Annotated in this window: 11 protein-coding genes and 1 pseudogene; 7 read left to right on the top strand and 5 right to left on the bottom strand. The window is 67.6% G+C overall.

The window, feature by feature from the left end; all coding sequences use genetic code 11:
• Positions 1-35: 35 nt before the first annotated feature.
• On the bottom strand, positions 36-2,627 hold the full coding sequence (gene nirB, locus OEJ37_RS25480) for a nitrite reductase large subunit NirB (protein ID WP_263346755.1): 2,592 nt from the start codon (positions 2,625-2,627) through the stop codon (positions 36-38).
• 21 nt (positions 2,628-2,648) lie between these two features.
• Positions 2,649-3,974: an MFS transporter gene (locus tag OEJ37_RS25475; RefSeq protein WP_263346754.1), complete on the bottom strand. Its 1,326-nt coding sequence runs from the start codon at positions 3,972-3,974 to the stop codon at positions 2,649-2,651.
• 653 nt (positions 3,975-4,627) lie between these two features.
• On the opposite strand from OEJ37_RS25475, the gene cobA reads away from it, so the two are divergent.
• The 7 genes from cobA to OEJ37_RS25440 all read left to right on the top strand — a co-directional run bounded on the left by cobA (position 4,628) and on the right by OEJ37_RS25440 (position 10,643).
• A complete protein-coding gene (cobA, locus tag OEJ37_RS25470; protein ID WP_263346744.1) occupies positions 4,628-5,389 on the top strand; it encodes a uroporphyrinogen-III C-methyltransferase in 762 nt (253 codons plus the stop codon).
• A 165-nt stretch (positions 5,390-5,554) separates the two neighbouring features.
• Complete coding sequence (locus OEJ37_RS25465; protein ID WP_152857066.1) at positions 5,555-6,151, top strand: ANTAR domain-containing response regulator; 597 nt, start codon at positions 5,555-5,557, stop codon at positions 6,149-6,151.
• A 5-nt stretch (positions 6,152-6,156) separates the two neighbouring features.
• A complete protein-coding gene (locus tag OEJ37_RS25460) occupies positions 6,157-7,209 on the top strand; it encodes a CmpA/NrtA family ABC transporter substrate-binding protein (RefSeq protein WP_174418647.1) in 1,053 nt (350 codons plus the stop codon).
• Between the two features lie 127 nt (positions 7,210-7,336).
• Complete coding sequence (locus OEJ37_RS25455; RefSeq protein WP_263346734.1) at positions 7,337-7,936, top strand: uracil-DNA glycosylase family protein; 600 nt, start codon at positions 7,337-7,339, stop codon at positions 7,934-7,936.
• Positions 7,937-7,997: 61 nt separating this feature from the next.
• Positions 7,998-8,786 (top strand): YkgJ family cysteine cluster protein, encoded by a 789-nt coding sequence (locus OEJ37_RS25450; RefSeq protein ID WP_263346729.1) that lies wholly within the window; start codon positions 7,998-8,000, stop codon positions 8,784-8,786.
• A gap of 91 nt (positions 8,787-8,877) precedes the next feature.
• The gene (locus OEJ37_RS25445; protein ID WP_263346727.1) at positions 8,878-9,819 is read left to right on the top strand and encodes a helix-turn-helix transcriptional regulator; all 942 of its coding nucleotides are present in this window, start codon (positions 8,878-8,880) and stop codon (positions 9,817-9,819) included.
• Positions 9,820-9,944: 125 nt separating this feature from the next.
• Positions 9,945-10,643, top strand: coding sequence for a fumarylacetoacetate hydrolase family protein (locus OEJ37_RS25440; protein ID WP_263346723.1), 699 nt, complete (start codon positions 9,945-9,947; stop codon positions 10,641-10,643).
• A 105-nt stretch (positions 10,644-10,748) separates the two neighbouring features.
• On the opposite strand, the gene OEJ37_RS25435 is transcribed toward OEJ37_RS25440, so the two are convergent.
• From OEJ37_RS25435 to OEJ37_RS25425, 3 genes and pseudogenes are all read right to left on the bottom strand, one after another.
• Positions 10,749-11,294, bottom strand: coding sequence for a DUF4303 domain-containing protein (locus OEJ37_RS25435; RefSeq protein ID WP_174418651.1), 546 nt, complete (start codon positions 11,292-11,294; stop codon positions 10,749-10,751).
• A 132-nt stretch (positions 11,295-11,426) separates the two neighbouring features.
• Positions 11,427-12,649: pseudogene (locus OEJ37_RS25430) on the bottom strand (MFS transporter).
• Positions 12,650-13,602: 953 nt separating this feature from the next.
• Positions 13,603-14,853: a hypothetical protein gene (locus OEJ37_RS25425; RefSeq protein ID WP_263346722.1), complete on the bottom strand. Its 1,251-nt coding sequence runs from the start codon at positions 14,851-14,853 to the stop codon at positions 13,603-13,605.
• Between the last annotated feature and the right edge of the window lie 476 nt (positions 14,854-15,329).

Below are 15,329 nucleotides of genomic sequence, written 5' to 3'. Positions count from 1 at the left end.
GGGCTCCTTGGAAAAGACACTGGTGTCGGTCAGGGTCAAACGGTTGCGGATTCGGTGACGGCCTGCGTCGCGCTTTCGGCGACGACGGGAATCGTCACGGGCTTGCCGCGCACGCGCTCGTCGGGCGTCGCGGGGCGAATCTGGCCGCGCGTCTCGACGAACGCGATGTTCGCGTCCGGCGCATCGCTGTTCACGAAGTGGCGGAAGCGCTTGCGCGTGTCGGGATCGGTCACGGCCTTCTTCCATTCGCACTCGTAGGTGTCGACCACGCGCTGCATGTCGGCTTCGAGTTCGGCCGCGATCCCGAGCTTGTCGTGCACGACCACGTCGGCCAGGTAGTCGAGCCCGCCTTCGAGGTTGTCGCGCCATACGCTCGTGCGTTGCAGCCGGTCGGCCGTGCGCACGTAGAACATCAGGAAGCGGTCGATATAGCGCATCAGCGTGGCGCGATCGAGGTCGGACGCGAGCAGTTCCGCGTGGCGCGGCTTCATCCCGCCGTTGCCGCACACGTAAAGGTTCCAGCCCTTCTCGGTCGCGATGATGCCGACGTCCTTGCCCTGCGCTTCCGCGCACTCGCGCGTGCAGCCCGATACGCCGAACTTGATCTTGTGCGGCGCGCGCAGGCCCTTGTAGCGGTTCTCGAGGTCGATCGCGAGGCCGACCGAATCGTCGACGCCATAGCGGCACCACGTCGAGCCGACGCACGACTTCACGGTGCGCAGCGCCTTGCCGTACGCATGCCCCGATTCGAAGCCGGCCGCGATCAGCTCTTCCCAGATCGACGGCAGCTGCTCGACGCGCGCGCCGAACAGGTCGACACGCTGGCCGCCGGTGATCTTCGTATAGAGCCCGTACTTCTGCGCGACCTGCCCGACCGCGATCAGCCCTTCCGGCGTGACCTCGCCGCCCGGCATGCGCGGCACGACCGAATACGTGCCGTCGCGCTGGATGTTCGCGAGGTAGTAGTCGTTCGAATCCTGCAGCCCCGCATGTTCCTTCTTCAGCACGAACTCGTTGAAGCACGACGCGAGGATGCCCGCGACGGCCGGCTTGCACACGTCGCAGCCGAGCCCGTGGCCGTGCTTCGCGAGCAGTTCGTCGAACGTCGTGATGCGCTCGACGCGGATCAGGTGGAACAGTTCCTGGCGCGAATGCGGGAAGTGCTCGCACAGATGATTGTTGACCGCGAGGCCCTGCTTCTTCATCTCGGCCTTCATGATCTGCGTGACGAGCGGCACGCAGCCGCCGCACGACGTGCCGGCGCCCGTGCACGACTTCAGCGCGCCGAGGCTGGTCGCGCCGTCGGCGACCGCCGTGCAGATCTGCGACTTCGACACGTTGTTGCACGAGCAGATCTGGGCGCCGTCCGGCAGCGCGTCGACGCCGATCGCCGGCTTCGCCGCGCCGTCCGACGACGGCAGGATCAGGAATTCGGGCGACTCCGGCAGCTCGATGCGGTTCAGCATCATCTGCAGCAGCGTGCCGTATTCCGCCGCGTCGCCGACCATCACCGCGCCGTGCAGGAACTTGCCGCAGTCGGACACCACGAGCTTCTTGTAGACCTGGCGGCGCTCGTCCGCGTACTGGTACGTGCGGCTGCCGGCCGTCGTGCCGTGCGCATCGCCGATGCTCGCGACGTCGACGCCCATCAGCTTCAGCTTCGTGCTCATGTCGGCGCCGGCGAAAGCGGGTGCCTCGTTCACGTCGCCGCCGAGCTGCTTCGCGACCACCCGCGCCATGTCGTAGCCGGGTGCGACGAGGCCGTACACCATGCCGTTCCACGCCGCGCATTCGCCGATCGCGTAGATGTCGGCGTCGCTCGTGCGGCATGCGTCGTCGATCGCGACGCCGCCGCGCGGGCCGACGTCGAGCCCGCATGCACGCGCCAGCTCGTCGCGCGCGCGGATGCCGGCCGAGAACACGATCATGTCGGCATCAAGGTGCGTGCCGTCGGCGAACGCCATCCGGTGCGTGCCCTCTTCGCCATCGACGATCTCGAGCGTGTTCTTGCCCGTATGCACGGTCACGCCGAGCGCCTCGATCTTCGCGCGCAGCATCCGGCCGCCGCCATCGTCGACCTGCACGGCCATCAGGCGCGGCGCGAATTCGACGACGTGCGTGTCGAGCCCCATGTCGCGCAGCGCCTTCGCGCATTCGAGGCCGAGCAGCCCGCCGCCGACCACGACGCCGCGCTTCGCGTGCGTGCCGCACGCCTGCATCGCTTCGAGATCCTCGATCGTCCGGTACACGAAGCAGCCGGCGCGATCGTGCCCCGGCATCGGCGGCACGAACGGGCGCGAGCCCGTCGCGAGCACCAGCTTGTCGTACGCGAGCGTTTCGCCCGACGCGAGCGTGACCGTATGCGCGGCGCGGTCGATCGATGCGACCCGTGCGTTCAGGCGCAGGTCGAACTGCGGATGGCGCTCGAAGAAACCGGGTTCGACGAGCGACAGGTCGTCCGCCGACTTGCCCGCGAAGAATTCGGACAGGTGCACGCGATCGTAGGCCGGGCGCGGTTCCTCGCCGAGCACGGTGACCTGCAGCGCGCCCGCCGTGCCCGCTTCCGCCGCGACGCATTCGAGGAGCTTGTGGCCGACCATGCCGTGGCCGATGACGATGAGTTTCATGATGGCGTTTCCTTCGGTCGATCAGTTCGCGACGCTGCCTGCGGCCAGCGCGCGGTCGCGCAGCTCGGCCTCGCGTGCCTTGTGTTCTTCGCTGAAACGCACGGCCATCGCGCACAGCGCGGTCGCGGTGACGGCCAGGCCCAGCAGGCTCAGCGTGTGCTGCACGTCGCCGATGCCCTTCAGCAGGAAGCTCGCGGCAACCGCGCCGACGTTGCCGCCCGCGCCGACGATCCCCGCGACGCCGCCGAGCGCCTTGCGGTCGATGAACGGCACCAGCGCGTAGGTCGCGCCGCAGGCCATGTGCGTGAAGAGGCCGAAGGTCAGCATCGCGAAGAGCGCGATACCGACGCTTTGCGCATGCGAGAACCAGATCAGCCCGAGCCCTTCGCCGACGATCAGCGCGCACAGCAGCGCCGCGCGCACGTCGAGGCTGCGCCGCGCGGCGATCTTGTCGGACAGCCAGCCGCCGAGCGCGCGGGCGAACAGCGCGAGCAGCCCGAACATGCCGACCGCGAAGCCCGCGTCCTTCAGCGACAGGCTGAAGTGATCGACGTAGTACAGCGCGGCGATGTTGTGGATGAACACCTCGACGCCGAAGCACGCGCCGTACGTGACGAACAGCATCCACACGCGATAGTTGCCGCACGCGGCGACGAAGCTCGCCCAGCCACCCTTCTTGCCGCTGTCGACCGTCACGCCTTCCTTGCGCAGCGCGACGAAATCGCCTTGCGGGCAATCCTGCGTGAAGCGCCAGTACGCCCACGCCATCACGAGCATCGCGACGCCCGGCACGACCAGCGCGATGCGCCACGACGAGCTTTCGCCGAAACCGAGCATCAGGCCGGCGGCGACCAGCAGCGGCATCAGCGCCTGCGTCGCGCCCGCACCCGCATTGCCCCAGCCGGCCGTCGTCGCGTTCGCGGTGCCGACCACGTTCGGCGCGAACATCACCGACGTGTGATATTGCGTGATCACGAAGCCCGCGCCGATCGCGCCGATGCCGAGCCGGCAGATCAGGAACGTCAGGTAGTCATGTGCGAACGGCACGGCGAACACGGGAATCGCGCCGAGCAGCAGCAGGCCGGCATACACGCGGCGCGGGCCGAAGCGGTCGCACAGCGGGCCGACGAGCAGGCGCACGGCGATCGTCGCGGCCACCGCGGCGATGTTGATGTTGGCGACCTGTGCCGCCGTCAGATGAAATTCGCGTGCGATGAGCGGCATCAGCGGCGCGCATGCGAACCACGCGAAGAAGCACACGAAAAACGCCATCCACGTCAGGTGGAACGCGCGCATCGGCGCGGTGCGGAGGCTGAAGAGATCGATACGGGTAGCTTTGTCGGTCATGTCATCCGCCAAACGAAAAACGGCGTCCTGCGCACCCGGTCTCGTCGAGACCTGATGCGTAGGACGCCGTTGCCCATGAAGCCCGTTGCCGGGCGCGTATGTATTCGGTACTGCGGACGAATCGCCATTGACCCGTCCGAACCAGCTTACGCAAACGCCGTGCCATGTCGGCCCGAATCGCGTCGGCATCCCCGCTGCGCAAGGCTCGCCGGCCGGCATGCGCCGCGATCCGGCGCGCGGCGCACGATGCGTCATGAAGCAGCGAAGCACAGATGTGGTGCGCTGCAGCACTGTCGCCGTGCGACATCGCGGTGCGCGCTGACGGGGCACGATGCACGCCGATGCGGCATTGCATCTGCCTGCGCGCCGCGGCCACGCGCACGCGCGCGGCCGTCACACGGTCGTCGTGCCACGCTCTCGCCGTGCATCGCACCGGTTGGCCCGGATATTGCTGAACCCCATGCATCACACCGGCAACGGCGCCGGTGGGCAGTTCCCGCAAACCATGCCCGTCATTCACGGCGGGCCCGTCAGGACAACGGCGTCCCTCCCGTGCGCGGCACGGCCGGATGCCGGACTGTTTCTACCGCCCGCCGCCGCCGCGCAGAAAACGCGCTATCGACGGCCGCACGCACGCGGCACTGGAACACGACATGACGACTGGAAAAGTCACGCTGCTGGGCGCCGGCCCCGGCGATCCCGATCTCCTCACGCTGAAGGCCGTGAAGGCACTGGCCGCCGCCGACGTGCTGCTGCTCGACGATCTCGTCGCGCCCGGCATCGCCGAGCTCGCACCGCAGGCGCGCGTGATCCGCGTCGGCAAGCGCGGCGGCTGCCGCTCCACGCCGCAGGCGTTCATCGAGCGGCTGATGCGCCGCTACGCGCTGCGCGGCGCGCACGTGGTGCGTGTGAAAGGCGGCGACGCGCTGCTGTTCGGGCGCGCCGGCGAAGAACTCGCGACGCTGCGCGCCGCCGCGATTCCAGTGGAGATCGTCAACGGCATCTCGTCGGGATTCGCGGCCGCCGCGAGCCTCGGCATCTCGCTCACGCACCGCGAGCACTGCCAGGGCGTCACGTTCGTTACCGCGCACCGCCAGGACCACGGCGAACCCGACTGGTCGCGACTCGCGGCGACCGGCACCACGCTCGCGATCTACATGGGGATGAGCCGCGTCGACAGCATTGCGACGGGCCTGCTCGCCGCGCTGCCGGCATCGACGCCGGCCGCGGCCGTGCAATGGGCCGGCACGCCCGACGAGCGCCGCTGGACCGGCACGCTCGGCACGCTCGCGCGCGGCATCGACGACGCGCGGCTCGGCAGCCCGGCCGTGATCCTCGTCGGCGGCGCGATCGGTGAAGCGGCCGTGCAGCATGAGGATGCCGCGCGCGACGCGGCGCTGGTCCGGGCCGCGTAGCATGCACTGCATCACGCGGCGCCGGCCGCCCGCCACTTCCGAATCCATTGGTCGCGTTCGCGCCGGCCGCCGGTCGCGCACGCGCGGTATCGGCGCCGCGTCCCGACTCGGCCGTCACGCGCCGTTCGCGCGTCGCGCCGGCCTTCTGCCGCTCCCGCTCGCCTCATGAGTTCGTCCGCCTTGTCCGCCCGCCTGCGCGTGCTGCTCGTCACCGATACCGACAAACCGATCGGCGAACTCGGCGACGCGCTCGCGCGCCTCGGCTACGAGATGCTGAACGACGTCGCGACGCCCGCGCGCCTGCCGGCGGCCGTCGAGGAGCAGCGCCCCGACGTCGTGATCATCGACACCGATTCGCCGTCGCGCGACACGCTCGAGCAGCTCGCGGTAATGAACGCGACCGCGCCGCGCCCCGTGCTGATGTTCAGCCACGACGGCGACCAGGCGCTGATCCGCGCGGCGGTCGGCGCGGGCGTCAGTGCGTATCTCGTCGAAGGATTGTCGGCCGAGCGCCTCGCGCCGATTCTCGAAGTCGCGCTCGCGCGCTTCTCGCACGACGATGCGCTGCGCCGCCGGCTCGCCGACGTCGAGCGCGAACTCGCGGAGCGCAAGCTGATCGACCGCGCGAAACGCGTGCTGATGGACCAGCGCAGGCTGTCCGAGCACGATGCGTATGCGGCGCTGCGCAAGCGCGCGATGGATCAGGGCCTGCGCATCGTCGACGTCGCGCGGCAGTTGCTCGATGCGTCACCCCAGCCATGACCGCCATGAATACTTCGCCCCCCGCCGCGCCGGAACGCGCGCATCTCCGCCTCGGGTTCGTCGCGCTGAGCGACGCGGCCCCGCTGATCGTCGCGCAGCACCTGAACCTCGGCGCGGCGCACGGCCTGACGCTCGAACTGAACCGCCAGCCGTCGTGGGCCGCCGTGCGCGACAAGCTGCTGAGCGGCGAGCTCGACGCCGCGCACGCGCTGTACGGGCTCGTCTGCGGGCTGCAGCTCGGCATCGGCGGCCCGCAGGCGGATATGGCCGCGCTGATGGTGCTGAACCGCAACGGCCAGGCCATCTCGTTCTCGCGCGGCCTCGCCGACGCGTACCACGAGAGCGGCAGCGTGCGCGACGCGCTCGCGACGCTCGGCCGCAAGCCGCTGCTCGCGCAGACGTTCCCGACCGGTACGCACGCGATGTGGCTGAACCACTGGCTCGCATCGCACGGCGTCGATCCGCTGCGCGACGTGCGCAGCGTCGTGATCCCGCCGCCCGAGATGGTCGCCGCGCTCGCGAACGGCGAGCTCGACGGCTTCTGCGCGGGCGAGCCGTGGCATGCGGTCGCCGAAGCGTGTCAGGCCGGCCGCACCGTCGCCGTCACGAGCGAGATCTGGCCCGATCATCCGGAGAAGGTGCTCGCGGCCCGGCGCGACTTCGTGTCGCTGTATCCGGCCACCGCACGCGCGCTGATCCGCACGCTCGTCGATGCCTGCGCGTGGCTCGACAGCGCCGCGCACCGCCGCGAGGCGGCCGACTGGCTCGCGTCGCCCGACGCGCTCGGCGTGCCGGCCCGGCTGATTGCGCCGCGCCTGCTCGGCGACTACGGCGCGGGGCCGTTCGCGGAGCCGCCGCTGCCGATCCGCTTCCACGACGGCGGCGCCGTGAACCGGCCCGATCCGCTCGACGGCCGGTGGTTCCTGGCCCAATACCGGCGCTGGGGCATGCTCGACGGTTCGCGCGACGACGCGGGGATCGCCGCGGCGATCGCGCAGACCGCGTTGTATGATGCTGCGGTCGCCGAACGCGGCGCAGCGGGCCCGTCGCGCACGTGATGCGCGCCATGTGATGCAGTTGGCGCCCGCTTCAGGGCCGCGCCATGCCGATCCGGGCCACCCGGCGGCTTTCCGCATGCGCGGCCCGGACGACACCGCATTGCCACTCCGTCCCCGCTCCGAATCGATGCCGAAACGAACGCGCGCGCCGCTCGACGTGCTGCTCACCGAAATCCGCGCGTGCCGTGCATGCGAAGCCGAGCTGCCGCTCGGCCCGCGGCCGGTCGTGCGCGCGCATCGCGACGCGCGGATCCTGATCGTCGGGCAGGCGCCGGGCGCACGCGTCCATGCAAGCGGCATCCCGTGGGACGACGCGAGCGGCAAGCGGCTGCGCGGCTGGCTCGAGGTCGATGCCGATACCTTCTACGACGAGACCCACTTCGCGATCGTGCCGATGGGGTTCTGCTACCCGGGCCGCGGCGCGAGCGGCGACAACCCGCCGCGCCCCGAATGCGCGCAACTGTGGATCGACCGGCTGGTCGCCGAGTTGCCGTCGATCCGGCTGACGCTGCTGATCGGCCAGTACGCGCAGCGGCATTTCCTGCGCGACACGCGCAAGGCGACGCTGACCGACACCGTGCACGCATGGCGCGACTACGGGCCCGGCGTGCTGCCGCTACCGCATCCGTCGCCGCGCAACCAGGCGTGGTTCAAGCACCATCCGTGGTTCGACGCCGACGTCGTGCCCGAGCTGCGCCGCCGCGTGGCACCGCTGCTCGCCCGATGAACGAAACCACCGGCGGCGTCGCGATGCTACGCGGCGCGCCCGATACCCCGATACACACCCAATGAACGATACCGCGACCGACCCCGACATCGACTTCGCCTGCACCGGCTGCGGCGGATGCTGCCGCGATCTGCGCATTCCACTGACGATCGGCGAGGCGATCGCGTGGCTGCGGCGCGGCGGTCACGTGGAGCTGCTGTGCGACGCGATGCCATGGCTCGTCGAACCCGAGCCCGACAACGCGTTCGCCGCGTACAAGCGCGCCCGTTCGACACCCGCGCTCAGCGGCTCGCTTCCCGTGCGCGTCACGGTGGTGCTCACCGCCGCCCATGCAGGGCCATGCCCGAACCTGCGCGACGACCTGCGCTGCGGGATCTACGACGAACGCCCGCTCGTGTGCCGGATCTACCCGGCCGAGATCAATCCGTTCGTGCCGCTGACGCCCGGCGGCAAGGAATGCCCGTCCGACGCCTGGCAGCAGACGCCGCTGATCCGCGGCGGCACGATCGTCGACGCGGACACGCGCGAGAGCATCGCGCGCTCGCGAGCGGCGAGCGAAGCCGAGACGCCGCTGCGCGCACGGCTGTGCGCGGTGCTGGGGATCGACACGGCGGCCGTCGCCAATGAAGGGTTCGTGATTCATGCGCCGCCCGCGCCCGCGCTGCTCGCCGCGCTGACGGATCTGCTCGCGACGCCGATGGTGGCCGCCGATGACACCCTCGCATGGACACTGGTGTCGAACCGCGCGGCGACGACGGATGCACTCGCGTCGGTCGACGCGTCGAGCCGGCTTGCCGGTAGCCTGGCAGGCCCGGACGCCCGCTATCTCGGCTTCCATCCGGACGCTTGATCGCCGCCGGGCGCGGGCGCCACACATTCCGGCCGCGCCCGGTTCGCTGTACCATCGCGGCTCAACCGCGTCACGAACCGCAGAATCCTTCATGCCATCCACCGCCCCGCCGCGCCTGTACGGGATGCCCGAACGCAGCGACCGGCTCGATTTCTACATCCGCGACCAAGCGTCGCGCCAGGCGATCACCGAGCCGCACCGGCACGCGTATTTCCAGATCCAGTTCAACCTCGGCGGCGACACCGAGCAGCGGATCGGCGGCGTCACGCGGCCGTTTCCGCGCGGCGCGCTCGCGTTCGTGCTGCCGCACCGCGAGCACCTGATCCCGCATCCGGAAGGCGCGCACTTCATCGTGATCAACTTCAGCCAGGCGTTCCTGCGCGCCGATCTCGACGTCGATCCGCTCGATCTCGAGGACGTGCCCGCGCACCGCTTTCCCGAGCTGACGCCGTTCCGCTTCCAGGAGCATCTCGACTTCATCCTGACCGGCGACACGTACGAGGAAGCGCGCCGCCTCGCGCTGTGCATGCTCGATACCGATCGCGTGCGCACCTTCGGCTCGACCACGCTGCTGCGCGGCTACCTGCTGCAGCTGATCGGGCTCGTCTGCACGCAGTACGCGGGCGCGCTCGACAAGCTCGCGCAGCGCAGCGCCCAGCGCGCGGGCCGGCGCGACGCGCTTGCGCGCGTGCTGCGGCACGTGCGTGCGAACCTGACCCGCGAGGACCTGACGCTCGCCGCGACCGCCGAGGCCGCGTTCCTGTCGCCGAACTACCTCGCGCACCTGGTCCGCAAGGAAACCGGCAGCACGTTCACCGATCTCGTGACCGAGCGCCGGATCGCGCTCGCGCAATCGCTGCTGGCTCACACGAGCCGGCGCATCGCGGACATCGCGCGCTCGGTCGGCTTTCGCGACGAAGGATATTTCGCGCGGCGCTTCCGCGCGCGGGTCGGTGTGTCGCCGAAGGCGTACCGCGACGCGAACGCCGCGTTGCCGGACGGCGACGACGCACCGGCAACCGCCGACGCGTAGTTTTGTCCCGGTAAAACGCAATTGCGTCGCACCCGGCCGCACGCGCGTCGGGTATCGTTCACGCATGCCGGCCCGTGCGCCGCACGGGCGCCGGCATCCGTCTACCCACCGAACGAGGCCATCCGATGTCCGCCTATGTCATCGACGCTTCCGAGCGTCCTTCCGTCGAAGTCGAACAGTCGTCCGCGCGCTTTCCGGTGCGCCGCGTGTTCTGCGTCGGCCGCAACTACGCCGACCACGCCCGCGAAATGGGCGCCGATCCCGACCGCGAACCGCCGTTCTTCTTCACGAAGCCGGCCGACGCGATCGTCCCGGCAAGCGGCACCGTCCCGTATCCGCCGCTGACGAGCGACCTCCATCACGAAATCGAGCTGGTCGTCGCGATCGGCAAGGACGGCCGGTCGATCGACCCGGCCGACGCGCTGTCGCACGTGTGGGGCTACGGCGTCGGCGTCGACCTCACGCGCCGCGACCTGCAGGCCGAAGCGAAGAAACTCAGCCGTCCGTGGGACTGGGCGAAGGGTTTCGACGCGTCGGGCCCCGTGACCGCGCTGCGCGCGGCGACGGCCGCCGGCCACCCGGCCGTCGGCCGCATCTGGCTCGCGGTCAACGGCGAAACGCGCCAGCAAGGCGATCTGGCCGACATGATCTGGGCCGTGCCCGACGTCATCGCGTACGTGTCGCACTCGGTCGAGCTGAAGGCCGGCGACCTGATCTTCACCGGCACGCCGGCCGGCGTCGGCGCGCTGCAACCGGGCGACCGCGTGACGGGCGGCGTCGACGGCGTCGCGGCGTTCGAGTTTGTCGTCGGCGCGAAGCCGTAACGGTTCAAAGAGGGACGCACGCGGGCGGATGCGGCGCCCGCCGTGCGTTGTTCGTTGCTCGTTGCGCGTTGCGGCTCTGGCCGGCCGCAACGGCATTCCGGTTGCTCAGTCGTAGCGGCGCAGGAATTTGTCGGCGACGGCCGGCGGATTCAGCGCTTTCGCCGATTCGTTTTCCAGCGCCTCGGCTGCGTCGTCGTCGCTGATCGATACGAACAGCGTGATGGCTTCCCTTGCTTCACCCGTGCCGAACAGGCCGTCGCGATCGAGCAGCCGCAACGCCTCGATCATGTCGGCGTGGAGTTGCCGGGAGAATTCCGCGAACCTCGACCGGACAAACGTCGGGCTCAGCACTTCGTCGGCCAGCTTGCCGCAGATCGCGTTGAACGGCGACGCTTCCGCCGCCGCGTACGCCCATTCGGGACAGCCCCACACGTACCACGGATCCGGATCGTCGGCCGCGACCGCCTGTTGCGCGCGGACCCGGCTCAGTCCTTCGACCGAATTGGCTGCCGGCACCACCGTCATCGCGCCGCTGTCCGTATAAAGCGCGAATGCGTAGAAATGCTCGTCCGGGTGCAACGCCCGCAGCGCCTTGAACGTCGCCCTCGCGGCGTCGGCAATTTCCCGCTGGAAATCAGAAAAGTCGATCATCGCATCCTCGCCCAGTCACCCAGTCGCCCTTCGCGCGTCGGGGAATACGGCTCGCGGATGGTTCGTCGTCTCCCGGCGTTCGATGAATTGTCCGCCAATCGCGCGCGGCGCGGTAGCGGGCCGCATCCGTGTTCACTGCCCGGCGTCACGCGCGTCGAACACGCGCACGCAGACGGCGGCCGCCAGCGCAATCGCCGCCGATAGCAGCATCATCGCGAGCGGCGCATAACCCGCGTTGCCGGCGGTCAGCACCGCGCCCGTCAACGAAGACAGCGCGGCGCCACCGGCGATCGTCATCGCACCGGCCAGGCCCGACGCGCTGCCCGCCAGCTCCGGCCGCACCGACACCGCACCGACACCGCACCGGCATGCGCACCGGGATTGGTCAGCCCGTTGCCGATGCCGACCAGCACGCACGGCCCGAACCACGCGATCGCATGCGTCGCGCCGCCAAATACCAGCGCGAGGCCGATCAGCGGCCCCGCGCACGCGACGACACGACCGCACAGGATCGTCGTCGCCAGCGCGTAGCGGCGTGCGAAACGCGCGGCCAGAAAGCTGCCGCACACGAAACCGGCGGTGATCGTCCCCATGTAGAAACCGATCTCCGCCGGCGCGATGCCGAACAGCGTTTTTGCGGCGAGCGGCGCGCCGGCCAGGAACGCGTAGAACGAGCCCGTCGAAAACGCCATGCAAAGCGCATAGGCCCAGAAACGGCGGGCGCGGAGCAGCGCTGGATACGCGCGAAGCTGCCGCCCTAGACTCGACGACCGGTTCGTGTGCGTTTCGACGAGATCGAACGCGCACCAGCCGAACAGCGCGATGCCGGCTGCGCCGAGCAACCAGAAGCTCGCGCGCCAGCCCACCGTCTGATCGAGCACGCCGCCGAGCGTCGGGCCGAGCATCGGCGCGAACGCGGCCGCCATCGCCGCATAGCCGATCCGGCTCGCCGCGCGGCTGCCGCCGCCGGTGTCGCGGATCGTCGCCATCGACACCGGATAGACCGACGTGATTGCCGCCTGCATCAGCCGGCCCGCGAGAAACACGCGGATATCGGTTGCCATCGCGCAACCGAGCGAGCCGAGCGCGAACACGCCGACGCTCGTCAGCACGATCGGCCTTCGCCCGAACCGGTCCGACAGCGGCCCCATCACGAACTCGAGCGATGCCGCCACCGCCGCGTATCCACCGAGCGACAGCGCGACGAGCGCATAGTCGGCGCGCAGGTCGCGCGCGATCGCCGGCAGCGACGGCAGGAACAGGCTCAACGGCAGCACCGAGAACGCGCACAGCAGGATCAGCGTCGCGTGTCGAGGCGACGCCGCAGCGGAATCGATCGGCAGGTTCGGTTGCAAGCGAATGCCCTCCGCGCACTCGCCGCAGGGGCGTGCGCAATGTAAAAGAAGTTCTTCGCGGATTTTCGGGGAGTGCGAGAAGACCGTCTGCGTTCTGCCAGAAATAGTCAATCGACTTCATCGCCCGAATCGTTGACAATGAAAGGTCCGTTTTGATCTAGGCTACGGCTCCTGTTCGCCACATTACTAATGCTACTTTCAATCAATTCCATCAATAGGTTGCGTAGTCTAGGGTTGCAGTTGTCCGGTGAACCGTTCTTCTCGTCCGATCACCGTGCATACCCTTCGGGTTATCTGGTTATGAAGCCCACCAGTGTCCAGGGGAACTCGCTTCCCAGCCTCCGTAATGCTATTAAAGATGGGCATACTGACGACGACACCGACGCTCCCGTTCCAGTGGTCTGGCATGCTTCTGATCGTTGGTGGGTGTCAGTTCGGGATTGGGTGCCCGGCCCAGGACCTGGCGACTTTGTGAAGGAGTTCGTGGACGAGGATGCCGCGATTGATTTTATCGTTCAATATTTCTTCCACAATACTCAAGAATTCTCTGCGCGACTCGCTCACGAGAATCAACGGAAACCGATATAGAACTGGATTCAACGCGCGTACTGTCCGGCAGCGGGTTTATCGATGATCCCACCAATACAGCGAAATAGACTGGCGAAGTCTAGCAACTCCACGTGCCGGCCCCTTCCTTCCATGAAGTTACCCGCCGAATACGCATGAATGCCCTCTGTTTAGCAAAGCAAAGGTCCACCCCGAGTCGGCTACAGCTGACCGCGTCGGACGGTAGCCGGCCAACATGCGACGTCCACCGCGAACCGCGGATTCAATCCGTTGCACCGACGGGTTGAATCCGCAGTCTGAAGGCAGACGGACGTCGAAGGCAGCACCTAGTCCTTGTGGGCACCACTGTCCGCTGGCGCCCTTCTGAGCTGATCAGTGGGCGTCGATTACATGCTCGAGGGCGCATGAATCGTCTCCGTCACAGTACCCGGCGATTGCGCTGTGTTTGCGAGGAATACCGCATACCACGCGCTTATGCCGGCGAAAACCAAACCAACAAGTCCAATACCAACGCTGGCCATCAGCGCGTACTTTGCCCAGTTTAACGACTGCACGCCGATTGCCAGAGACGCAGCAGCCTGATCCAAGGATTGCTTCGTCGCCGCGCTGCTTTCTTGGGCGTTCCTTGCCATATCCAACGTCGTATCGCGGATCATGTCATGAATACCCGCGATGAGAAGCGCTGAATCGTCAGCGCGTTGTTCTAACCTCTCCAACGCTTGTTCCATCTTTGCCGCGCTTTCGGCTGTAGCCTTGGCGGACGCAGCAGTGGGATTAACGATCGGCGGAAGGCTTTGAATTCTTGATGGGACAGGTGACATGGCGAACGATGGAAGTGTGCCTTTCAATCGGAGCGCTTGCCCTCGGATTTCCGCTTCTCCCGCTATCGACTTGTGCATCTGTGCCACGGACGTCGCAAGCTTGGCGACAGAACCGTCCCTTTGTAGGGTCTCAATGGCTCTGAACGTATGCGAACTCGTGGCGATGTCCATCCGGAGCTTGTCGGCCAATCGGGTAGCGTTCGAGATGGACGCGCGAGTGGCCGCGGATATACTGGGCCCGAGAGCGTCGAGCAACTTCCGATAGGAGGCTCCGGCAGCCTCAATCTCTCCGCGGAGCGCTTCGATAACACGTCCCTTCGGATCGGGCTCATCTACGACTTCATCCTCGCTGGCCCATTCTTCGGATACAAGAAGCTTACGCGCGAAGTCCGCAAGTTCGACGCTCGTCACATGGCTTACGAGTGAGTCGGAGATAGGGGTCAATTGCCCGTCGTCGCCATTCGTTCGACCGATTTGGCAGAGCAGGAAACGCAACTTGTCATCGACGCCAGAGTCGTCACGCTCAAACTCGACGGTGATTCTCTCCAATGTTTTCGCCAGCACGGGCGTGACATTGATTGTGCCGGCGTCGTGAGTAACGATCTCGAAAACAGGTTTCGTATCTAAGGCTGCGAGAATTTCCTCGCGCGACAGCAGCCTATTGGGCTCTTCTTGCTCGGGTTCTCTGTTGTTCATCCCTGACTCTGTCGAATTTGCGGAGCGGTTGATTATACGAGCGACAAAGAAACGGCTGCTATCGCTTCTGATCAGGATCGTGCGGCCGGTTGATTTTCTAAACTGGCCGTTGAGTTTCATGCAATCGATAGGGATAGGCTGCAACGGGTCGACCTCCGTCGGATGCAGTCGGTTCGACGTCGGCATTCGGCATCGGGTCACCGTGGGGCTGCGGTCGGCCATTTGGGGCCACTCGCGGATTTTTAAACGTAGGCATCTGCCTGTCCCATCAGGTTCTGCAAGGAATCATTCGACTCCAGGGCTCCCAACCTTGCGATGGCGTGACGACGATTAGGGTTGTGTTCTCGGTCGCAGCGCAACGACTTGACTGATTACGCAGGCGTTATATGCTGCGGGACCGGCGTAAAGCCTTCGCGACCCACACACACTTTGGATCGACTGCTGGTCTTCCGCAGAAATACCCGAAAAGTCCGGGGCTCGAGGTGTCCGGCTCAGCGAGGCCAGTTGGCTCGCCACGCATTCGTTGTACGCGGCGGGACCAGCGTAAAGCCTTCGCGACCCACACACACTTTGGATCGACTGCTGGTCTTCCGCAG

This window comes from Burkholderia sp. BKH01 (assembly GCF_025685725.1).
Lineage (GTDB): Bacteria > Pseudomonadota > Gammaproteobacteria > Burkholderiales > Burkholderiaceae > Burkholderia > Burkholderia pyrrocinia_C.
This window is presented reverse-complemented; position numbering and strand designations above follow the sequence as displayed.

What these genes read in the sequence shown, in the direction of transcription:
- OEJ37_RS25465 (WP_152857066.1), top strand. Translation starts at nt 5,555, where the DNA reads ATGAGTTCGTCCGCCTTGTCCGCCCGCCTGCGCGTGCTGCTCGTCACC.
- OEJ37_RS25425 (WP_263346722.1), bottom strand. Translation starts at nt 14,853, where the DNA reads ATGAAACTCAACGGCCAGTTTAGAAAATCAACCGGCCGCACGATCCTG.
- nirB (WP_263346755.1), bottom strand. Translation starts at nt 2,627, where the DNA reads ATGAAACTCATCGTCATCGGCCACGGCATGGTCGGCCACAAGCTCCTC.
- OEJ37_RS25475 (WP_263346754.1), bottom strand. Translation starts at nt 3,974, where the DNA reads ATGACCGACAAAGCTACCCGTATCGATCTCTTCAGCCTCCGCACCGCG.
- cobA (WP_263346744.1), top strand. Translation starts at nt 4,628, where the DNA reads ATGACGACTGGAAAAGTCACGCTGCTGGGCGCCGGCCCCGGCGATCCC.
- OEJ37_RS25440 (WP_263346723.1), top strand. Translation starts at nt 9,945, where the DNA reads ATGTCCGCCTATGTCATCGACGCTTCCGAGCGTCCTTCCGTCGAAGTC.
- OEJ37_RS25445 (WP_263346727.1), top strand. Translation starts at nt 8,878, where the DNA reads ATGCCATCCACCGCCCCGCCGCGCCTGTACGGGATGCCCGAACGCAGC.
- OEJ37_RS25460 (WP_174418647.1), top strand. Translation starts at nt 6,157, where the DNA reads ATGAATACTTCGCCCCCCGCCGCGCCGGAACGCGCGCATCTCCGCCTC.
- OEJ37_RS25435 (WP_174418651.1), bottom strand. Translation starts at nt 11,294, where the DNA reads ATGATCGACTTTTCTGATTTCCAGCGGGAAATTGCCGACGCCGCGAGG.
- OEJ37_RS25455 (WP_263346734.1), top strand. Translation starts at nt 7,337, where the DNA reads ATGCCGAAACGAACGCGCGCGCCGCTCGACGTGCTGCTCACCGAAATC.
- OEJ37_RS25450 (WP_263346729.1), top strand. Translation starts at nt 7,998, where the DNA reads ATGAACGATACCGCGACCGACCCCGACATCGACTTCGCCTGCACCGGC.